Genomic DNA, 20,389 nt, shown 5'->3' with positions numbered 1-20,389 from the left:
CGAGTCTAGGTCGCACGGGTCCGCGCGTCACGGCTCAGCGGCAGGCGGCCGCCTTGTCGATGAGCTCCTGGGGAGGGGGTCCGTAGGCCTGGGTGCCGTTGCCCTCGTCGGTGAAACCCATGCTGATCGCCCACGCGGTCGCCCAGGCCTCGACGGTCTGCGAGTTGGTGGTGTCGTACATCCCCCAGCACTTCGTCGTGATCGCGTGCCCGACCTCGTGCGCGACGAGCGCGTGGCTCGAGGGGCCCGGCCAGTCCTCGGCGACCGAGTTCGACAGCCGGATGGTCGCGTACTGCCCCCAAGTGGTGGGCCAGACCGTCTCACCGGAGAGATAGCCGTTGTCGCCGCCGAGGTCGTTCACCCGGTCCGCCCACTCGAAGTCGAGCAGCACGCCCGGCGCGAGCCCGCGCGCGAAGTCCTCGATCTCCTGGCGCGCCCCCTGAAGCGGGCCGGCTTCCGCGGCGAGCGTCGCGGCGTGCCCGTCCCGCACCTTCTGGATGCTCGCCGCGTAGTCGCGGAAGCCCTGGGCCACCTCCTCGTCGAACGAGGTGGTCGCGACCAGTTTCGCGGCGAGGTCGCGCATCGCCAGGACGCCCGCGTTCGGCGAGGGCCGGTTGTCGTTCTCGATCTGGGCCGCGAGGCCGCCCGCCGCGTTGGCCACCGCCACCCCGGTCTTGTCGAGCGCGCTCGTCGCGGATCCGAGCTCCTCGGACGAACGGCCGAGCGCCGAGCCCAGCGTGCGCATCGCCCGCGAATCCGCGTCGAGCCGCGCGGTGCGCGCATACAGCTCCCAGAACCAGAACGGCTTGGCGCCGGGTTCCGGCACCGGTGTCGCGCTGAGCGACATGGCCGCGGCCGACGCCTTCTGCGCCCGGTCCCGCGCTGCCGTGAGGGCGGCGCGGTCCGCGTCGCTGACGAGTGCCGGATCGGTCACCGCCAGCAGCGTGTCGGCGGCGCGGGCCGACTCGTCGTCGACGGCGCGGACGCGATCGTTGTGCGTCGCCTCGTCGCTCTGCGTCGACACCGCAGAGGCCAGCCCCGTGCGCGCCTGGTCGTAGCCGAGGTTCGCGGTGAGCTGCAGCACCGTGGCGAGACCCGCGAGCAGCAGCACTCCGGCGACCGACAGCGACCAGGCCAGCACGGCCCGACGTCGACGCCGGGGAGCCGGTGCCTGCGGCGCGGGGGCGTGGAGCGCGGCGTGGTCGTATGCGGTCGCGTTGGCCGGCCCCGCGGATCCTCCCGCGGTCGTGAAGTCATGCCCGCCGTCCGGCGTGCCGGCGACGGCATCGGGGGTGCCCGGCACCGGAGTCGATCGTCCCTCGGCCATGTCGCCCCCCTGACCTCGCGTCACTGCACTGCGGAACCCGTCCGGCACCGCTGCGTCTCAGGATAGGGCCTGGCGGGTGCGGGTCCGTGCGCCCCTCGGGATCGGCGCCGCGGCGGCCGTCACAGCCGCGGGTCGATCGGGTCGGACTCCAGCGCAAGCACCCCGAACACCGCCTGATGCACGCGCCAGAGCGGTTCGCCCGCGGTGAACCGATGCAGGGCCTCGATGCCGAGCGCGTACTCCCGTGCGGCGAGCGAGCGCTTGCGGCCGGTGTCCCGATCGCGCAGTCGGGCGAGGTTCGCCTGGTCGGTGTAGTCGGGACCGTAGATGATGCGCAGGTACTCGCGCCCGCGCACCTTGATGCCGGGCTGCACCAGCCCCTTGCCGGTGCGCGTCGCGTTCCCGAACGGCTTCACGACCATTCCCTCGCCCCCACGACCGGTGAGCCGCTCCCACCACTCGACCGCGGCGGCGAGGGATCCCTCGTCCTTCAGATCGACGCGCCGCCGTGCCGTGGTCGCCACGAGGTCCTCCGCCGCCGCCGCGAGGCGGTCCGCGATCCCGAGATGCCAGCCATGATCCGCCTGTTCGAAGGTGTGCTCCCCGGCGGCCAGCACCTGGAACGGCGCGAACCGCACCCGGTCCGGATCCCCGACGTAGCGGCGGTACGCGTCTCGGAACCGCCCGGCGTCGTCCATCCGGGTCTCGATCCGGGCACGGAGCGCACCGACATCCACCCCCGACGCGTACGCCCGCGCGAGCACCTGGGATGCCGCGGTCGTCGCGGCCACGCCGGCCGCACCCACCGACGCATACAGCTCGCGGATGAGCGCTCCGGTCTTGAGCGACCACGGAAGGATCTCGCCATCGAGCAGGATCCAGTCCGCACCGAGCTCGTCCCAGAGGCCGGCGTCCTGCATCGCCGTGTCGAGCCGGGCGAGCGTCGACTTCTCGGCGTCGGCGGCGAAGAAGGAGCGACCGGTCCGGGTGTGGATCGCTCCGCGCCACCCCTCGGGCGCACCGAACCGAGAGGGATCGCGCGCGACGAGCGCGATCGCCCGCGACCCCATGTGCTTCTCCTCGCAGATCAGATCGGTCACGCCGTAGTCGCGGAAGTACGCGAACGCCTCGTCGGGATGCTCGAGGTATCCCTCGCGCGCGGAGCTGTTCGGCGGCGACATGGTCGGCGGCAGATGGATCAGCCAGCGCGGGTCGATCGCCCAGCGGCTCATCGTCTCGAGGCCCCCGGCCGTCTGCTCCTCGCGGATGCCCACCCGCCCGTGCAGGCTCGTCTCGACGATGAGCTTGCCCCGCACATCGGCGAGGTCGAGCACTCCGGGCGAGCGCTCCGGCACGACGGGCACGAGCGGACGCACCGGCTCGTACCAGACGCGCTCGGCCGGCACCGAGACCACCTCGCGCTCCGGGTACCGCAGCGCCGTGAGCGCCCCGCCGAACACGCAGCCGGTGTCGAGGCACGCGGTGTTGTTGACCCACTCGACGGTCGGCACCGGAGTGTGCCCGTAGAGCACCGTCGCCGTGCCGCGGTAGTCGTTCGCCCAGGGCAGGCGCACGGGCAGCCCGAACTCGTCGGTCTCCCCCGTGGTGTCGCCGTAGAGCGCGAACGCCCTGACCCGCCCCGAGGCGCGTCCGTGATACTGCTCCTTGAGCCCCGCGTGCGCCACCACCAGCCGCCCCTCGTCCAGCACGAGGTGCGAGACCAGGTCGTAGCAGAACCGGGCGACCCGCTCGCGGAACTCCTCCGGCTCCGCCGAGAGCTGAGCGAGGGTCTGCTCGAGGCCATGGGAGACCGTGACCCTGTCGCCGCGCAGGGCGCGCACGAGCTTGGCCTCGTGGTTGCCCGCGACGGCGAGCGCCTGGCCCGACCCGACCATGCCCATCGCAAGCCGCAGCACTCCCACGACGTCGGGGCCGCGGTCGACGAGGTCCCCGAGGAACACGACCCGGCGGCCTTGCGGATGCCGAGCGTCGATCGCGCGGCCGTCCTCGTCCCGGATCAGCTCATAGCCGAGGCGGGTCAGCAACGCCTCGAGCTCCCGGAGGCAGCCGTGCACGTCGCCGATCGCGTCGAAGGGTCCGTGCTCGTCGGATCGATCGTTGAGCAGTCGGGTGCGCACGATCGTGGCGGCCTCCACCTCCTCCGCAGAGCGCAGCACATGCACCTTGCGGAAGCCCTCCTTCGCGAGGTGGCGCAGGCCGCGGCGCAGCTGATCGCTCTGCCGCTTGACCACGCCGGCGGGGATCGAGCGATCCAGGCGCTCGGCGTTGCGGGCGACGCTCAGCGCCTCGGGCAGATCGAACACGATCGCGACGGGCAGCACGTCGTGCGCCTTCGCGAGCTCGACGAGCCGGCGACGCGCATCCGGCTGCACGCTCGTCGCGTCGATCACGGTCAGCAGGCCCCGCTCCAGGCGCTTGGCCGCGACGTGCTGCAGCGCATCGAAGGCCGCCGCCGTCGCGGACTGGTCGGACTCGTCGTTCGACACCAGCCCGCGGAACACATCGCTCGACAGCGTCTCGTAGGGCCCGAAGTGCGTGCGCGCGAAGGTCGATTTGCCGGATCCGGAGGCGCCGACGAGCACGACGAGAGACAGCGCGGGGATGTCGAGCTCGGTCATGCGGTCCGCCTCTCCGACACGGCCTGAGCGTCCTGTCCGTGCGCGAACCCCGTCGACCCGGTCGGAGTCGGCGGGGTTCCGGGCGACACGGCCCGATCCGACGGAGTCTGAGACACGGATGCGTCCGCCTTCCGGAACAGGGCGAGCTGGGTGGGGGCGCCGTGCTCAGGGTGCTCGATGCCGACGGGGCGCAGCTCGACCGTGTAGCCGTGGCGCGCCGCGACCTCGTCCGCCCACGCGCGGAACTGCTCCCTGGTCCACTCGAACCGGTGATCGTCATGGCGGAAGGAGCCCGCGGCGAGCGCGGGGAACAGCACGTTGTGCTCCGAGTTCGGCGTGGTCACCACCACGGTCCGCGGGGCGGCACCGGCGAAGACCGCGTCCTCGAGTGCGCCGAGCCGGGACGGGTCGACGTGTTCGACGACCTCCATGAGCACCACCGCGTCGTGGTCGCGCAGGCGCTCGTCCCGGTAGACGACGGATCCGTGCAGCAGCTCGATCCGGGCTCGTTCGGCGTCCGAGGCCTGGTCCAGGCGCAGAGCCTTGGCCGCGCGTTCCAGCGACCGCGCGTCGACGTCGACCCCGACGATGCGGGTGAACGAACGGTCCTTCGCCAACCGCACGAGCAGTGCGCCAGGACCGCAGCCCATGTCCACGACCCGCGCGGCGCCTGTGTCGTGCAGCGCGTCGAGGACGGCGTCGGCACGGAGCACGCGCAGCGGTGCGGCCGCATCCGAGGGAGCGCTCGGCACCGGGGATCCTTCGCCCTCCGCCGCCGCGACGAGCGAACGCTGGTGCAGGAGGTAGCGCCGGGTGATCACGTCGCGCTCCGGATGCGCCGCGAGCCAGCCCTCGCCCGCGCGCTCGAGCTTGCCGACTTCGTCGTCGCCCACCCAGTAGTGCTTGGCATCGTCGAGCACGGGCAGCAGCACATAGAGCTGCCGCAGTGCGTCCGCGAGCCGCACCCGACCGGTCAGCGTCACACCGCTGTACCGCGAGGGCCCCCAGTCCTGGTGCTCCTCATCGAGCGGGATCCGCTGCTCGGACACGGTCCAGCCGCACGGCTCGAAGACACGGCGCACCAGGTCGTCCTCATCGCCGCGTGTGGAGACGACCGGGATCTCGACCCGGAGCGGGAGGGGCGCGGCCGCCAGCTCCGGATAACTGTCGCTGCGACCGGTCATCGCCGTGCGGAAGACCGTGCCGAGTGCCACCGCGAGCATGCTCGATGCGACGTACGGGCGATCGTTGACGTAGTGGTCGAGAGCGCCGGCGTCGCCGCGGAACCGCTTGCTGCGCACGAGTCCGACCGGATCCACCTCGAGCAGGACGGCCACGGTGCACCGCTCGGACGTCGCCTCCGGGTAGAACACCTGGATGTCCCCGACGGGTGCCGTGAACGACTGCACCTTCGCGGGGTGCTTGTGCAGGAGGTGGCCGAGGACCGTCGCATCGACCCCCGCGTCGGGCTCCGGCGCATACGTCAGCGTGATCAGCATCCGTTCCCCTCCTGCCCCGCATCACCGCGGGATCGCCGTGGGAACTCACTGTGCCATCCGCCGGCCGATCCTCCAAGACGGCGGGTCGGCCGACGGATCCGGCCTCAGCGCGCGAGCAACAGGTGCGTCGGCGCCGGGGCCGGAGTGCGGTGCCGGATTCGGCCCGGGGCCCCGGTGCGCTCGTCGAGGTCGAGCACGCTGATCTCGTCCGAGCGCTGTCCCGCGACGAGCAGCGCGCCGTCGTGCACGAGATGGTGGCGGGGCCAGTCGACGCCGGCGTCGGCGAGCGCGAGGGGCTCGACCCGCTCGCCCGATCCGCGGACGCGGAGCGCCGCGATCGTGTTGCTGCCGCGCACCCCGGCGTACAGGGTCTCCCCGTCGCGGGAGCGGCTGAGCTCGGACGGATAGTCATGTCCGGGCGTCGCGATCGCCGAGACCGCGGTCGCGGCGATCAGCCCCCAGCGACCCTCGCGGTCGGCGGCCAGCGTGAAAAGCTCGCACGAGTACTCGGTGACGACATGCAGGTGCCCGCTCGGATGCACGACCATGTGCCGCGGGCCGGATCCCCGGGGCAGCACGACCTCGTGGTCGAGCGCCAGCCCGGACGCCGCCGGACGCCAGATCCGCACGAGGTCGTAGCCGAGGTCGGTCGTCGCGACCCGCCCGTCGGGGAGGAACGCGGCGGCGTGGGCGTGCGACACCCGGGGGTCGCCGTTCGGGTCGAGGCGGTTCGGATCCGAGGCATAGGGGTCGACGGCGGCCGCCGGATCGCCACCGCCCTCGCCGGACGCCTCGTCCGCATCCTCGCCGAACAGGGCCGCGCGCAGTTCGGCCGCCCTGTCGCGCGCCGCCGGCACCAGCCCGCCGTCGGCGTCGAGCCCGATCCGCACCACACGGCCGTCGCCGTAGCAGCTCGCGACGAGGAACCGTCCGTCGGGGGCCACCGCCAGATGGCACACGTACTGCCCGGCCGCCACCGGACGACCGACCGGGCGCAGGGCGCTCTCACCGGTCCGCGCGAATGCGGCGACCTCGCCGGATCCCTCGAGCGCCGCGTAGACCACGTCGAGGGTCGGATGCTGTGCGAGCCAGGACGGCGATGGGGCGGGCGCCACCGCACCGCGGTAGGCGAGCGTCGTCGGACCGTGTCCCTCATCGACGGCGAGCAGCCCGATGCCGTCAGCCGGTCCCTCCATGTCGACGCCGTAGCCGCCGACCCAGAATCGCGTCATCGCACCCTCACTCTCTCGTCGAGTGCACCCGATGCTGTCGAGTGCACGGGTCGTTCACTCCGATAACCCGTGCATTCGGCAGCCTTCCGTGCGCTCGGCACGCCGTCCGTCCCGGGGGTGTCAGTCGACGAGGTCGTGCCGGACGACGACCTGGTCGCGCTCGGGGCCGACGCCGATCACCGAGATGCGCGTGCCGGACATCTTCTCCAGGGCGAGCACGTAGTCCTGGGCGTTCTTCGGCAGCTCCTCGAACGTGCGCGCGGAGGAGATGTCCTCCTGCCAGCCCGGGAAGTACTCCAGGATCGGCTTCGCGTGGTGGAAGTCGCTCTGGTTCACGGGCACGTCGTCGAAGCGCACGCCGTCGACGTCGTAGGCGACGCACACGGGGATCTGGTCGAGTCCGTCGAGGATGTCGAGCTTGGTGAGCACGAGGTCGGTGATGCCGTTCACGCGCGTCGCGTACCGCGTGATGGGGGCGTCGTACCAGCCGACGCGGCGCGGACGCCCGGTCGTGGTGCCGAACTCGAAGCCGCGCGCGCGCAGCCAGTCGCCCTGCTCGTCGAAGAGCTCGGTGGGGAACGGACCGGATCCGACCCGCGTCGTGTACGCCTTGACGATGCCGACGATCCGGTCCAGGCGACCGGGACCGACGCCGGATCCCGTCGAGGCGCCGCCCGCGGTGGCCGACGACGAGGTCACGAACGGATACGTGCCGTGGTCGACGTCGAGCATGGTGGCCTGGCCGCCCTCGAACACGACGACCTCGCCGCGCTGCAGGGCGTCGTCGAGCAGGTGCCCGGTGTCGGCGACCATCGGACGCAGCCGCTCCGCATAGGAGAGCAGGTCGTCCACGATCTCGTCAACGGCGATGGCGCGGCGGTTGAAGACCTTCACCAGCAGGTGGTTCTTCTGGTCGAGGGCCCCCTCGACCTTCTGCCGCAGGATGTTCTCGTCGAAGAGGTCCTGCACGCGGATCCCGACGCGGTTGATCTTGTCGGCGTAGGCCGGGCCGATGCCGCGGCCGGTGGTGCCGATCATCCGCTTGCCGAGGAAGCGCTCGGTGACCTTGTCGAGGGTGCGGTGGTACTGGGTGATGATGTGCGCGTTGGCGCTCACCTTCAGCCGGGACGTGTCGATGCCGCGGGATCCGAGCGCCTCGAGCTCGTGGAACAGCACCTCGAGGTCGATCACGACGCCGTTGCCGATGACCGGGGTGACGCCGGGCGAGAGGATGCCCGAGGGCAGCAGGTGCAGGGCGTACTTCTCGTCGCCGACGACCACCGTGTGTCCGGCGTTGTTGCCGCCGTTGAACTTGACGACCCAGTCGGTGCGCTCGCCGAGCAGGTCGGTGGCCTTGCCCTTGCCCTCGTCGCCCCACTGGACGCCGACGATCACGATTCCTGGCATGGGTGCATCCCCCTTGGGTGCGGCCGGTGGCCGCCGTGCTTTTCGCCGGGATTGCACCGGCGGATGAGCTGGCCCGATCGGGCGGGGCCAGTCTATCGGAGGGGGTCCGGGCCGCGTTGCGCGGCGGATCCGCTGTTGATCCGAACGCCTCGGAGTCCAATACTTGTACAGGGAGATGTACAAGGAGGAATGATGGATGTCAGCTCGGTGGCCGACGCCCGCATCGGCCTCTCGCGTGCCCTGGCGGCCTTCCGCGACGACCCCGACGCCGATCCCGTGGTGATCGGCGCGCACCGGCGTCCGGAGGCGGTGCTGCTTTCCTACGAGCGCTTCCTGCATCTGGATCCGCAATCGCGCAGCATCGACCTCGCAGAGCTGCGGCGGTACGGATCCGTGCTCGAGCGGTTGGCCCACGTCGCGCATCTTCGAGAGGTGCGCGTGTTCGGTTCGGTCGCGCGCGGCGAGCAACGGGCGGGGAGCGATGTCGACCTGCTCGTCACCCCCGACGCCGACGCCACCCTGTTCGACATCGCGCAGTTCGAGCTCGATGCGGAGACGGTGCTCGGCGTGCCCGTCACCGCGCTGCCGAGCACCTCGGTCGACGCGACGCGCGACGCCCGGATCCTCGCCGAGGCCGTTCCGCTGTGAACGACGACGAGCGGATCGGCCGCTGGCTCGAAGACCTGGCGCTGATCCTCGACCGGGCCGCGGCCCTCGCCGAACGCGGGGAAGAGGACTTCCATGCGGATCCGGCGTTGCCGTTGGCGTTCGAAGCGCTGTCGAACCGCGTGGGCGATCTCGCGAAGCGGCTGATCCACGCCGATCCGGAGCGTTTCCGGCGATCGGAGTGGCGAGCGGCGGCGCGGCATCGGGACTTCGTGGTGCACCACTATGACCGCCTCGACGAGGCACTGCTGTGGCGGACCGTCACCCGAGGCTTCCCCGAGCTCGCCGCGATGGTCGATCAGGAGCGCCGCGCCGCTCGCTGAAGCGCCGCCTCTGACGCACCAGCCCGCCCGCCGCGTCGGCCGCACCTCCCTCGCCGAGGCGTACACCGGATGACCGCGGGGCAACGCCTGACGCTGAGTGCTCGCCCTCGCTTCGGGATCCCGCTGCGAACTCCGTCGATTCGGCCTGTTCGTCGGCGAACCCGCTCAAAGCGCGCGGATCCGACCGAGTTCGCGACGGGGGAACATCGACGGCGGCCGGCCGATAGGGTGAGATCCGCAGCGACGCGCCGTGTCGATCGGGAGCAGCGCTGCCGGAGACACCGATGACAGAGCCGACGGACCAGCCGCCCGCGGGCCCACGGGCCGCGCCCGCCGCAGCCACGCGGCGCGAAGCGCGCCTGCATCGCGAGGAGCAGACGGCGCAGCCGTCGCCGGGGCCTCTGCTCGCGGCACCGCTGACGGTTCCCCCGGCGAAGCCCGGCTCCCCGCTTCCGGTGCCCCTGCCTCTTCCCTCCGCCGCCCCGATCGAGCCGGCCGCGACCGCGCCCCCTCGGCGGCGGACGGCGCTGTGGATCTCCGGAGCAGCGGTGCTGCTCTGCCTCGCCCTCGGAGCGATCGGACTCTGGTTCCTGCGCACCCCGGACGGCCCCGCGGCGATCGGTCAGGACATCTCCGCCCCAGCCGCCCCGAACCCCCTCGTCGAGCGCGGTCTCGAGAACGGGGGCCCTCCGGCGCCCGCCGTGACATCCGCCCCGGCGACGCCTCCCGCGACGAGCGCCCCGCCCGTCCCCGCCGTGGCGTCGCCGGCGCCCGGAACGCCCTCCGCCGACGAGGGTCCCGTAGCGTCGCCGACGCAGGCCCCGCCCGCCCCGGCTCCCGTCCCCGCGGTGTCGTCGCCGGACCCGGCGCCGCCCGCGCCGACGCCGGTGCCACCGGCCCCCGCGCCGCTCGCCTTCACCGGGATCGTCGCGAATCAGACCGTGAACCTGCTCGGGATCAGGATCCTCAGCAGCTACACGCTGATGCTCTCGGGCCAGCCCGGCTCGACCGCGGCGGTCACGTACGGCGGCGCGGCGGCGGGATCCGTCACCTTCGACGCGGCCGGTCGAGCGTCGATCACCCTCGGCGCCGGGGCGATCGACCTCGGGATCGGGAACCCGATCATCACGGCCGTCTACACGGACGGCACCCCGGGCGCACCGATCCAGGCGCGACGCGACGCGATCTGACCGCGCCGCCGACGCATGGCGGGATGTCGGCGGGCGATGGCTGTCGCCGGTCTCGACCGATGTCGGCGACCCCTGCGACGATCGGAGGATGGCGGAGACCACGGCAGGACCGAAGCGCGAACCGGCGGACGGCGCGGGCGCCCTCGTCCCCCCGCCGCGCCGCAACGGGGCCCTCGTCCTGACGGCGGCCGTGGTCACGGTCGTCCTGTGGGCCTCGGCGTTCATCGGGATCCGCGGCGCCGGCCCGCATTTCGACCCGGGCGCGCTCGCGCTGCTGCGCATGGCGGTCGGGACCGTGGCGCTCACCGTCATCGCGCTGCGCCGCGGGATCCGCCTGCCGCCACGGCGGCACTGGCTGCTGGTGGCCGTCTGGGGCGTCGGCTGGTTCTGCGTCTACAACCTCGCACTCAACGCCGCCGAGCACACCCTCGACGCCGGCACCGCGGCGATGGTCGTCAACCTGGCACCGCTCATGGTGGTCGTCTTCAGCGGGCTGTTCCTGCGCGAAGGCTTCCCGAAACCACTGCTGATCGGGGCGCCGATCGCCTTCGGCGGAGTCGTGCTCATCGGCCTGAACTCCTCGACCAAGAGCGGAGCCCTCGACATCGCCGGTCTCCTGCTCGCCCTGCTCGCCGCAGTCATGTACGCCGGCTGCACGCTGCTGCAGAAGCATCTGCTGAGCCAGGGCTCCGACGCGACCACGCTCACCTGGCTCGGTGCGGCGGCCGGCACCGTGGCGCTGCTGCCCTGGAGCGGCAGCCTCGTCGGGGCGCTGGAGACCGCGCCCCTCGACGCGACCCTATGGGTGGTGTACCTCGGCATCTTCCCGACCGCGATCGCGTTCACGACCTGGGCGTACGTGCTGCAGCGCAGCACGGCCGGGCAGACCTCCGCCACCACTTATGTTGTGCCCGCGATCGCGATCCTGCTGTCGTGGCTGATCCTCGGCGAGGTGCCGACGCCGCTCATGTTCGTCGGCGGCGCGCTCTGCCTGCTCGGCGTGCTCGTGACGCGCCTGCGCCGACGCCCGCCCGCTCAGGCGCGGCCCTAGGCGAGACGCCCGGCACGGCCCCCGGCCAGTCGCAGAGCCCCGAGCACGAGCACCGCGCCCACGACCCATGCCGAGGGAGAGGATCCGCCGACGAGGATCGTCACCACCCCCGCGACTCCGGTCAGCGTCGCCCCGGTCGCCCGCATCCGGCCCACGCGGGCCCCGGCGGACTCGCGGGCGGCCTCGCGCCTGCCGGTCACCGCGACGACGAGCGCGACGGCCACCAGCACCGCGGCGAACCAGAGCGGTCGGCTCGCCCACCAGGCGGCGGTGAGCGGTGCCGGCAGGCCGACGTGCGCGAGCAGCAGGATCCCGGCCAGGGCGATCACGACGAGCATGTGCCAGGAGTAGATCGTCATCGCCCGGCCGTTCACCCACGAGACCACGGCGGCCGTGCGCGGACCCGCGACCGCCGCCCGCAGTCGCGGACGCAGCGCGAGGAACACCGCGGTCTGCGCGACGCCCACGACCACGAGGATCGCCATCGGCGGGTTCAGCGCCGCGATGAGGTCGCCGGGCGCCGCGCCGGTGACGATGAGCACGGCGGCGGCGCCGGCGGCGACCCCGGCGACCGCGAGCAGCGCTCCCCGCCGCAGGCGGTCGAGGGATCCGTCCGCGACCGCGAACCCGAGCTGCTGCAGCAGCAGCCACACGAACGCCATGTTCAGCAGGCCGATCGCGGTGACGCCCGTCGCACCGCGCACGATGTCGACGACGACGACCCCCGCGGCGAGCGCGGCGAAGGTCAGCGCGCGGTGGCGCTCGTGCAGTCGCACCATCACGGGCACCAGCGCCGAGCAGCCGAGATACATACCCAGGAACCAGAACGGCTGGCCGATCCGGAATCCCGCCGTGGCCACGACGTCAGCCGGCACCCCGGCGACGACGAGCGCCGCGAGCAGCACGGCCGCAGCGATGATCGCGCCCACCGCGGGGATCAGCAGCCGGCGCACACGCCCGGCCACGTAGTCGCCGGCGGTCGCGCCCTTCGCCCGCTGCCGCGTCCACTGCGTGTACGAGGCGAAGCCGCCCAGCACGAAGAACAGCGGCATGATCTGCAGGATCCAGGTGAGCGGGGCGAATCCGTCCCAGCCCTCCATCGCGTTGCGCAGGATCGGGGATCCGTCGGCGGCGACGCTCACTCCGGCCATGAGGGCGTGCAGGAGCACGACGACGCCCAGCAGCAGGGCGCGCACGGCATCCACCGCGGTGTCGCGTGCGGGGCGGGCTCCGGCAGGGGTGGCCGGAGCGGACGGCGCGGGCGCGACCGCGGCGACGGGGGGAACGGGGGTGAGGAGTGCCATTCCCCTACGGTCGCGGGCAGGTCTGCGCCTTCGCGTCCCGCTGCGGAGCCGGATCCACCCCCTACCGGAGTATCACGATGCTCGGTTCTCCCGGCGCGACGCCGCTTCCGCGTGGACCGTTCGCAGCCCTTCGGCGTACGTCGTCACCGGGAACTCCGGGAAGCGGGCCAGGAACTTGCCGGAGTCGAAGAGATTGTCATGCCGATAGCGCGGCAGGAGCTCCTGCAGCTCGCGCACCTGCGGGCTCACCATGCCACCGGCACGGAGCAGCCATTCCGGCACCACCGTGTACCCGGAGGAGCGGTCGAAGGCGGGCGCCGCGAGGTCGGCGAACTCTCGGTAGGCGGGTCGCTGCGGATCGACGGGCAGGTGCCAGGTCTGCCCGTACGCATCGGGCGTGCGGCCCAGCAGGGCGAGCGCGCGGCTCGCATCCGGGGTCCAGATCAACGAGCGCCTGCGGTCGTCGCGCACCGGCACCAGCGGGCGCTTCCCCGCCGCGAGGCGATCGATCACCAGGGCGTTGGTCACGCTCTGCGTGCGACCCGGGCCGTAGAACTCCGGGGCGCGGGCGATCAGGACCGGGATGTCGCCGCGCTCCATCTCGTCGAGCACCATCCGGGCCATCGCGGCGCGGACGCGCCCCTTGGGACCGACCGGCTCGAAGGGCGTGTCCTCGGTCTGCACCCGGGCGTCCTGCGGATACATGTAGGTGTTGTCGAAGTAGGCGAACCGGGCTCCCGCGGCCTTCGCGGCGTCGAGCGCGTTGCGGAGCATCGTCGGGAACCGCGCCTCCCAGAGCGCCGTGTCGGCGGGCAGACCGGCCGTGAAGTAGACGGTCTCGCTCCCCGCCACGGCGGATCCGGTCTGCTCGGCGTCGAGGAGGTCGGCGCTGCGCGTGTCGTCCGCGTCGTTGACCTTTCGCGGGGTGCGGCTGACCAGCCGGAGCTCTCCGGCGCCCGCGCGGTCCAGTTCCCGCGCCAGCTCGATCGCGATCTGACCATTCGCCCCCAGGATCGTCTGCATCCCTGTCCCATCGCCTTCCGTGCGCTATGTTTGCACTGCACACATGATCGTAGAGAGGGAAGTGTTCAGTGTCAACTTCCGAGAAGTCCTACCACCACGGCGACCTGCGGGCGGCGCTCCTGACTGCGGCGATCGCGTCCCTGGAGGACGGCGAGCAGCTCTCGATGCGCGCCGTCGCCCGCCGGGCCGGGGTCTCTCAGACGGCGCCCTACCGGCACTTCGCCGATCGTGCGGCGCTGGACGCCGCGGTGGCCGTCGAGGGCTTCACCGACCTCACCGGCGATCTCTCCGACTCTCTCGCAGCTCTAGCCGACGACGCGACCGCGGTCGACGTGCTCAGCGCCCTCGGCGTCGCCTATGTCGGATTCGCACTTCGCCGCCCCGCCGTGTTCCGTCTCATGTTCGGCAACGAGTGCGACCCCGCCGACGGCGAACGCGTCCAGGCCGCCGAGCGACTGCACGCCCTGCTCGGCGGCGTCACCGAGCGCCTGTTCCCCGGCGTCCCGTCTCCGGCGATCGCGACGGGCATGTGGAGCGCCGCGCACGGCCTCGCCTTCCTGCACCTGGACGGGAAGCTCCGCCCCGAGCCGTTCGACGAGGTCGCCGAGCGGGTCCGCGCGACCATCGGAGCGCTGCTCGCGGCGGGTTCTGTCGCGAGCGTCCCGGCGTCCGGATCCTGATCCGCCCACCACCCGAGAAGACAGCCTCCGAGGAGAAGAAGAATGACCGCCCGCATCCTGCACGTCGTCACCAACGTCGCACACTACGACGACCCGACCCACCCGACCGGGCTGTGGCTGTCCGAACTCGCCCACGCCTGGGAGGTGTTCGAGCAGCACGGCTTCGAGCAGACCCTCGTGAGCCCTGCCGGGGGGCGGGTGCCGCTGGAGCCCCGCTCGCTGAAGTTCCCCGCCTACGACAAGGTCGCGAAGGCCTGGCACGAGGACCCCGCCCGGATGGCCCTGCTCGAGGACACCCTCAGCCCTGAGCAGGTCGACACGGAGGCCTTCGACGCGATCTTCTTCACCGGCGGGCACGCCGTGATGTATGACTTCCCCGGCAGCGAGGGCCTGCAGCGCGTCACCCGTGAGCTGTGGGAGCAGGGCAAGATCGTCTCCTCGGTGTGCCACGGATACTGCGGGCTGCTCGATGTCCACCTCAGTGACGGCAGCCTCCTCGTCGAGGGCAGGCACCTCACCGGCTTCGCCTGGCGGGAGGAGATCCTGGCGGGGGTCGACAAGCTCGTCCCCTACAACGCCGAGGAGGAGATGAAGAAGCGCGGAGCACTCTACGAGAAGGCGCGCCTCCCGTTCGTCGCGTACGCCGTCGCCGACGGGAAGCTCGTCACGGGCCAGAACCCCGGATCCGCCAAGGAGACGGCGCGGAAGGTCGCCGCACTGCTCTGACCCGGTGTCGCAGGGCTCTGACCCGGTGTCGCAGGTTCGCGACGGCGGGCACGGGTTCCGCCCGGGTGCGCTAGGAAGGAGGGGCAGGAACCCGCACCACGCAGACCAGGGGGAATCATGACCTATCCGCAGGATCCGCAGCCCGGACCGCCGCCGTATCCGATGGCGCAGAATCCGGCCGGAGGTCCGTCGTACTACCCGATGCCCGTCTATCTCGCGGCGCCCGAGCCCAAGGGCATGAGCATCGCGTCGATGGTGCTCGCCCTCGTCTCGATCGTGTTCGGGTTCACGTTCCTGGTGCCGATCGCGGCGCTGATCCTGGGGATCGCGGGTCTGCGCAGAGAGCCTGCGGGCCGGGGCATGGCCCTGACGGGCGTGATCATCTCGAGCCTGATCCTGCTGGTCTGGGCGATCATCGTCGTGTTCGTCCTCGTCGTCGGATTCTCGGCGCTCGGCATCGCCGTCTCCCAGACGAGCTGAGCCTGCGGCGTCACCCCGCGGGCGCCACCAGCCCCGCGTCGTAGGCGAGGATCACCGCCTGCACCCGGTCGCGCAGCCCGAGCTTCGCGAAGATACGGCTGACGTGCGTCTTCACGGTCTGCTCGGCGAGGAACAGGTCGGTCGCGATCTCGCGGTTCGACAGCCCGCGGCCGACGAGCACGAGGATCTCGTGCTCGCGCTCCGTGAGGCCCTTCAGCCGCAGCTCGGCGCCGTTCGTCCGGGGTCGGCTCTCTGCGAACCGCTCCAGCAGCCGCCGGGTGATCCGCGGAGCGAGCAGCGCGTCCCCGGCCGCGACCACCCGCACGGCCTGCACGAGCTCCTCAGGCAGGGCGTCCTTGAGCAGGAACCCGCTGGCGCCGGCCTGCAGCGCCTCGTGCACGTACTCGTCGGCATCGAAGGTGGTCAGCACCAGCACGGCGGGCGCCGCACGGCCGTCTCGCTCCGCCGCAGCGAGGATCCGCCGGGTCGCCTCGATCCCGTCCAGGTTCGGCATCCGCACGTCCATGAGCACGACCTCGGGGCGCAGCCGCCGGGCCTCGTCGACCCCCTCGGCACCGTCGGACGCCTGCCCGATCACGTCGATCCCGTCCTGCGCCTGCAGGATCGCGGCGAACCCCGCCCGCAGCATCGCCTGATCGTCGACGATCAACACCGTCGTCATGACCGCTCCTCCCTCGGGATCCGCACCTGCAGCACGAATCCGCCGTCGTCCTGGGCGATCGCGTGCACCGCGCCGCCCATCGTCGCCACCCGCTCGCGCATTCCGCGGAGTCCGTGCCCGCCCCCGTCCGCGCGTGGTTCGGCGGGCCCCGCCGGGGCCGTGTTGCGCACGCGGATCCCGAGCTCTGCCGGCGTCTGCGTCCACACCACCTCCGTGGCGGCGCCCGGGGCGTGCCGGGCGACGTTGCTCAGCCCCTCCTGCACCACGCGGTACGCGGCGAGGCCCAGGATCGGATCCTGCTGCTCCCGCTCCGTGAGCTCCCACGTCCCGCGCTCGGACACCGGACCGAGGTCGCCGGCCCGCGCGATCAGCTCGGGGACGTCGGCGAGGCCCGGTTGCGGCGCATGCTCGGCCTCCCCCTCCTCGTCGCGGAGGAGCCCGAGGATCACGCGCATCTCCTTCATCGCCGACCGCGCCGTCGCCGCGACCTCGTCGAACTCCGCGGCGGCGTCGGGCGGAAGATCGGGCATCCGGTAGCGCGCGCTCGCGGCGCGCACCTGGATCGCCGACATCCCGTGCGCGACGACGTCGTGCAGTTCGCGGGCGATCCGCGCCTTGTCCTCGACGGCCTCGCGGCGGGCCAGCTCGACGGCCGTCGCCGCACGCTCGGCCCGCAACTGCGCACGCAGCAGCGACCAGTTGCGGATCCCGACGCCGACCAGGACGGCGCCGAGGGTGACGGCCGCGAAGACGACGAGGTCGGCGATCGTACGGCCGTCGTCCGCCTTCACGGGCGCGTCGACGGCGACCATGACGGCGGAGAGCACGCTGAACGCCCACCCGGCAGCGGGCAGCCACCAGCGCGCCCGCAGCGCGACGCCGATCCACACCAGCGTGTTCGCCACGATCGTGGACACGGCGATCGGCCACGGCTGATCGGGGGTCGCTGCGGCCAGCCCGGCGAGCGCATTGCCCGCGATCAGAGCCAGCAGGGTCGCCCACACGGGCGCGAACAGCGCGAGCACGATGGCCGCGGCCTGCACGAGCGACAGGATGAGGGCCGCGGCGAGCGGAATCCGGTAGAGCGTGACGCCCAACGAGGCGGCGACCGCCAGCTGAGCCAGCGCGCACGCGATCGCGAGGGCCCAGATCGCGAGGTTCGCACGCCCGGGCGCCACGCGCAGGGCCAGGATCCCGAACCGGCGGCGCGCCGGACGTCGACGATCCTGCCGATCCTCGACGGTCATGCCGCCCCCTCTCCGCGGTCGAATGCGGTCGGATCCACGCTACGACCTCACACCGCCCGGCACGTCACCCCGTGGTATCGGTGTCGGGGGTACGGGAGGGGGCGGGGTTGCGGGCTGTGTCGGTGTCGACCTCTGCCCGGTGCCGGCCTCTGCTCCGCGTGGGCGTCGAGTGGGGACCTGCGGAGTGCATGACTTGCCGACGCATGTATCCCGTGCGCTCGGCAGCAACCCGTGCGGTGGGAGATTCCGTCGTTCGAGGCCCGGGCGCCGCGGAGATGCGTCCCCGGCGACCGGACTCAAGCGAAGCGCGGCGGATCGGGTAGGGGTGGTGCGTCACCAGGAACATCGAGCAGCGCCCCGACGAGAGCAAAGAGCCGTGGGCTGAACTCGTCGCCGGGGTAGAACTCGCCGTAGGTCTCCTCAGCCTCCGTCACGCTGCGCACTTCGAGCCGCCGGAGAAGAACCGAGAGATCGTCCGCTTCGCGAAGGTGTCGTCGCTGCGCAGCGTGCAGCTTCATCGCGAGCAGCATCTCAGGGGACGCTACATCGATCCGCACGACACATCGATCCGCACGACGCCGTCATCATGGACCGTCCGCCACTCGGCGGCCCGACCAAAGCCGGCCGGCACGAACTGCTCCGCCGCGTTGTTGAACCAGTCGTCAGGCCAGCCCCGCGCCTGCGCGACGCGAGCCGAAGCCGCGATAACCGCTTCCGCTGGCGTCGCGGGAGCATCGACGTCACGCGTAGCTCGGCGGTCCGCATTCAGCGTCAATGCGATCGCCGCACCTCCGACGATCTGGATGTGAGACCGCCGGCCATCAGCCCTCAACTCGCTCACCAGTTCGGTCAGGGCGTCGATGATGTCGGCACGGGAAAGAAGGATCTCGCTCATAGACTCGCGAACTCCTCCTCCTCGATGAGGATCCTTCGTCGGCGCAGTGGCTCCGGGACATGATCCGGATCGGCGGTCAGTGCGAGCGGAGTCTCGGTACGTTGCGGCTGCCACCAGCCCCGGTCCACCGCTTCTCGTCTGGCCAGCCAATCGGGAAGCGGCGCATCGACCTGTCCCAGTCGCCATTCGACAAGCCCCGCAACGGCGTCATCCCATCGAGATCGCGTGCGCAGAGGTTCCTCGGCCGCAAGCAGCACGCGCTGGAACGCATTGACTGCGGCGAGATCGTCGGCGATCTGCAGAAACGTACGATACGCGACGGCAGGGGCAGATTCCTCCTGCATGATGATCTCCGCCGAAGCACGGGCGACGGTCGCACGCCCATGCAAGGAAACCGGCACGAACTCGACACCCATCGCGGAGGCGATCAGATCGACCGTCCCGATCGTCGGAAGGCGTCGCCCGTGCTCGATGGCCGAGATGTTGCTGGCAGCTATGCCCGACACGGAGGCGAGGTCATAGAGGCTCCGCCCCGCATTCAGGCGCGCCCTCCGTAGCGCTTCGGCGTCCATCATCACCCCCTATGATCGAATTCGATAATACCATTCCCCGCTGGTCTCATGGGGAGTCCTCCCCATGCCGCACAGGCGGCGGGCGCGGCCTCGGCGGTTACGCTGGCAGAGGTGCGCGTGGTCGACGCGCGACACGGACCAGGGGGAGCTGCACGTGAGCCAGAACAACGACGCGGGATCGTTCGCCGCGCAGACGCCGCCTCCGCCCGCGGCCACGGGCGCCCCGATCATCCCTCCGGCGCCGCCGATGCCGCCCGCACCGAGCACGCGTCGCGAGCAGGCCGCCGCGACGGCCGCGCCCTCCGCTCCCCCCGCAGCCCCGACGGCACCGGTGCCCGGAGCGGCGAGCGCCGCCCCCGCGCCCTCCGCTCCGGCCGCCCCCTCCGTCCCGCCGGCGTCCACCGCCCCGGCGACGCCCGACGTGCCCACCGAGCCGAAGCCCGCCCCGACCGAGGCCGAGATGGCCCGCGCCCGCGAGATCCTCGACATCGTGTCGAAGGCGTACTCCGCCCGCATGGTGGGCCAGGAGCGCCTCCGCACCAGCCTGCTGCTGGCGCTCATGGCCGGCGGCCACATCCTCCTCGAGTCCGTGCCGGGCCTGGCCAAGACCACGGCCGCGAGCACCCTCGCCGATACGGTCAAGGCCGACTTCAAGCGGATCCAGTGCACGCCCGACCTGCTGCCCAGCGACATCACCGGCACGCAGATCTACGACGCGGCGAACGGATCCTTCCGCACAGTGCTCGGTCCGGTGCATGCGAACTTCGTGCTGCTCGACGAGATCAACCGCTCCAGCGCCAAGACGCAGTCGGCGATGCTCGAGGCGATGCAGGAGCGGCAGACGACGATCGGCGGCGAGATCCACAGGGTTCCGCGCCCGTTCCTCGTGATCGCCACGCAGAACCCGATCGAGCAGGAGGGCACCTACGAGCTGCCCGAGGCGCAGATGGACCGCTTCCTGCTCAAGGAGATCGTCGAGTACCCGAGTCCCGCCGACGAGCTCGAGGTGCTCGCGCGCATCGACTCCGGTGCTCTGGATCCCGACCGTCATGCCGAGACGACCATCTCGCTCGCCGAGGTCGAGCAGCTGCAGGACATCGCGTCGCGGGTGTACGTGGATCCGGCCATCCGCAACTACATCGTCTCGCTCGTCTACGTCACCAGGAACCCGGTTCCGTACATCGGCGAGACCCTCGGCGGGTACATCAAGTACGGTGCGAGCCCGCGCGGATCCATCGCGTTCCTGCAGGCTTCGCGCGCTCTCGCCCTGCTCGCCGGGCGTTCGTACGTGATCCCCGAGGACGTCCGGAACCTGCGCCATCTGGTGCTGCGCCACCGCGTGCTGCTGACTTTCGAGGCCGAGGCGGAGAACGTGCGCAGCGAAGACGTCATCGACGCCGTGTTCGGCGCCGTGCCCACCCCCTGACCTTCGACAGGCTCAGGAAC

20 protein-coding genes are annotated in these 20,389 nt (G+C 71.9%); 8 read left to right on the top strand and 12 right to left on the bottom strand.

Going from position 1 to position 20,389, the window contains the following annotated elements:
* Positions 1 to 34 precede the first annotated feature (34 nt).
* The 5 genes from J8G10_RS10455 to J8G10_RS10435 form a co-directional block, all read right to left on the bottom strand.
* On the bottom strand, positions 35 to 1,327 hold the full coding sequence (locus J8G10_RS10455) for a hypothetical protein (RefSeq protein ID WP_251444142.1): 1,293 nt from the start codon (positions 1,325 to 1,327) through the stop codon (positions 35 to 37).
* A gap of 119 nt (positions 1,328 to 1,446) precedes the next feature.
* Positions 1,447 to 3,966 carry a polynucleotide kinase-phosphatase gene (locus J8G10_RS10450; protein WP_251444139.1) on the bottom strand — a complete coding sequence of 840 codons (2,520 nt, stop codon included), beginning with the start codon at positions 3,964 to 3,966 and terminating at the stop codon, positions 1,447 to 1,449.
* A complete protein-coding gene (locus J8G10_RS10445) occupies positions 3,963 to 5,465 on the bottom strand; it encodes a 3' terminal RNA ribose 2'-O-methyltransferase Hen1 (protein WP_251444136.1) in 1,503 nt (500 codons plus the stop codon). The genes J8G10_RS10450 and J8G10_RS10445 overlap by 4 nt, the downstream gene beginning before the upstream one ends.
* Positions 5,466 to 5,569: 104 nt before the next feature.
* Positions 5,570 to 6,697 carry a beta-propeller fold lactonase family protein gene (locus tag J8G10_RS10440; RefSeq protein ID WP_251444133.1) on the bottom strand — a complete coding sequence of 376 codons (1,128 nt, stop codon included), beginning with the start codon at positions 6,695 to 6,697 and terminating at the stop codon, positions 5,570 to 5,572.
* A gap of 120 nt (positions 6,698 to 6,817) precedes the next feature.
* Positions 6,818 to 8,104, bottom strand: a complete 1,287-nt coding sequence (locus tag J8G10_RS10435; RefSeq protein ID WP_251444130.1) for an adenylosuccinate synthase — start codon at positions 8,102 to 8,104, stop codon at positions 6,818 to 6,820.
* A gap of 189 nt (positions 8,105 to 8,293) precedes the next feature.
* On the opposite strand from J8G10_RS10435, the gene J8G10_RS10430 reads away from it, so the two are divergent.
* From J8G10_RS10430 to J8G10_RS10415, 4 genes are all read left to right on the top strand, one after another.
* Complete coding sequence (locus tag J8G10_RS10430; protein WP_251444127.1) at positions 8,294 to 8,752, top strand: nucleotidyltransferase domain-containing protein; 459 nt, start codon at positions 8,294 to 8,296, stop codon at positions 8,750 to 8,752.
* Positions 8,749 to 9,093, top strand: a complete 345-nt coding sequence (locus J8G10_RS10425; protein WP_251444125.1) for a HepT-like ribonuclease domain-containing protein — start codon at positions 8,749 to 8,751, stop codon at positions 9,091 to 9,093. Before J8G10_RS10430 ends, J8G10_RS10425 begins: the two co-directional genes overlap by 4 nt.
* A gap of 284 nt (positions 9,094 to 9,377) precedes the next feature.
* Positions 9,378 to 10,283, top strand: coding sequence for a hypothetical protein (locus tag J8G10_RS19395; protein ID WP_285814179.1), 906 nt, complete (start codon positions 9,378 to 9,380; stop codon positions 10,281 to 10,283).
* A gap of 88 nt (positions 10,284 to 10,371) precedes the next feature.
* Positions 10,372 to 11,334, top strand: a complete 963-nt coding sequence (locus J8G10_RS10415; protein WP_251444122.1) for a DMT family transporter — start codon at positions 10,372 to 10,374, stop codon at positions 11,332 to 11,334.
* Here J8G10_RS10415 and J8G10_RS10410 read toward each other — a convergent pair.
* Together J8G10_RS10410 and J8G10_RS10405 are read right to left on the bottom strand one after the other, a co-directional pair.
* Positions 11,331 to 12,638: an acyltransferase gene (locus tag J8G10_RS10410; RefSeq protein ID WP_251444119.1), complete on the bottom strand. Its 1,308-nt coding sequence runs from the start codon at positions 12,636 to 12,638 to the stop codon at positions 11,331 to 11,333. The genes J8G10_RS10415 and J8G10_RS10410 overlap by 4 nt on opposite strands.
* A gap of 72 nt (positions 12,639 to 12,710) precedes the next feature.
* Positions 12,711 to 13,661 (bottom strand): NAD-dependent epimerase/dehydratase family protein, encoded by a 951-nt coding sequence (locus tag J8G10_RS10405; RefSeq protein ID WP_251444116.1) that lies wholly within the window; start codon positions 13,659 to 13,661, stop codon positions 12,711 to 12,713.
* A gap of 68 nt (positions 13,662 to 13,729) precedes the next feature.
* Between J8G10_RS10405 and J8G10_RS10400 the strand changes: the two genes are divergently transcribed.
* The 3 genes from J8G10_RS10400 to J8G10_RS10390 all read left to right on the top strand — a co-directional run bounded on the left by J8G10_RS10400 (position 13,730) and on the right by J8G10_RS10390 (position 15,547).
* Positions 13,730 to 14,341 (top strand): TetR/AcrR family transcriptional regulator, encoded by a 612-nt coding sequence (locus J8G10_RS10400; protein ID WP_251444113.1) that lies wholly within the window; start codon positions 13,730 to 13,732, stop codon positions 14,339 to 14,341.
* Positions 14,342 to 14,383: 42 nt separating this feature from the next.
* Positions 14,384 to 15,067 (top strand): type 1 glutamine amidotransferase domain-containing protein, encoded by a 684-nt coding sequence (locus J8G10_RS10395; RefSeq protein ID WP_251444110.1) that lies wholly within the window; start codon positions 14,384 to 14,386, stop codon positions 15,065 to 15,067.
* Between the two features lie 117 nt (positions 15,068 to 15,184).
* Complete coding sequence (locus tag J8G10_RS10390) at positions 15,185 to 15,547, top strand: DUF4190 domain-containing protein (RefSeq protein ID WP_251444107.1); 363 nt, start codon at positions 15,185 to 15,187, stop codon at positions 15,545 to 15,547.
* A gap of 10 nt (positions 15,548 to 15,557) precedes the next feature.
* On the opposite strand, the gene J8G10_RS10385 is transcribed toward J8G10_RS10390, so the two are convergent.
* The 5 genes from J8G10_RS10385 to J8G10_RS10365 form a co-directional block, all read right to left on the bottom strand.
* Positions 15,558 to 16,229, bottom strand: a complete 672-nt coding sequence (locus J8G10_RS10385; RefSeq protein ID WP_251444104.1) for a response regulator transcription factor — start codon at positions 16,227 to 16,229, stop codon at positions 15,558 to 15,560.
* Complete coding sequence (locus tag J8G10_RS10380; RefSeq protein WP_251444101.1) at positions 16,226 to 17,476, bottom strand: histidine kinase; 1,251 nt, start codon at positions 17,474 to 17,476, stop codon at positions 16,226 to 16,228. Before J8G10_RS10380 ends, J8G10_RS10385 begins: the two co-directional genes overlap by 4 nt.
* A 296-nt stretch (positions 17,477 to 17,772) precedes the next feature.
* Positions 17,773 to 18,006 (bottom strand): hypothetical protein, encoded by a 234-nt coding sequence (locus J8G10_RS10375; protein WP_251444098.1) that lies wholly within the window; start codon positions 18,004 to 18,006, stop codon positions 17,773 to 17,775.
* A gap of 11 nt (positions 18,007 to 18,017) precedes the next feature.
* Entirely contained in the window at positions 18,018 to 18,371 is a 354-nt protein-coding gene (locus tag J8G10_RS10370; RefSeq protein ID WP_251444095.1) for a hypothetical protein, read from the bottom strand.
* On the bottom strand, positions 18,368 to 18,943 hold the full coding sequence (locus J8G10_RS10365; protein ID WP_251444092.1) for a helix-turn-helix transcriptional regulator: 576 nt from the start codon (positions 18,941 to 18,943) through the stop codon (positions 18,368 to 18,370). Before J8G10_RS10365 ends, J8G10_RS10370 begins: the two co-directional genes overlap by 4 nt.
* A gap of 460 nt (positions 18,944 to 19,403) precedes the next feature.
* On the opposite strand from J8G10_RS10365, the gene J8G10_RS10360 reads away from it, so the two are divergent.
* Positions 19,404 to 20,369: a MoxR family ATPase gene (locus J8G10_RS10360; RefSeq protein ID WP_251444364.1), complete on the top strand. Its 966-nt coding sequence runs from the start codon at positions 19,404 to 19,406 to the stop codon at positions 20,367 to 20,369.
* The last annotated feature ends 20 nt before the right edge of the window (positions 20,370 to 20,389 follow it).

Source organism: Microbacterium sp. USTB-Y (assembly GCF_023703415.1).
In the GTDB taxonomy this organism is placed as follows: domain Bacteria; phylum Actinomycetota; class Actinomycetes; order Actinomycetales; family Microbacteriaceae; genus Microbacterium.
This window is presented reverse-complemented; position numbering and strand designations above follow the sequence as displayed.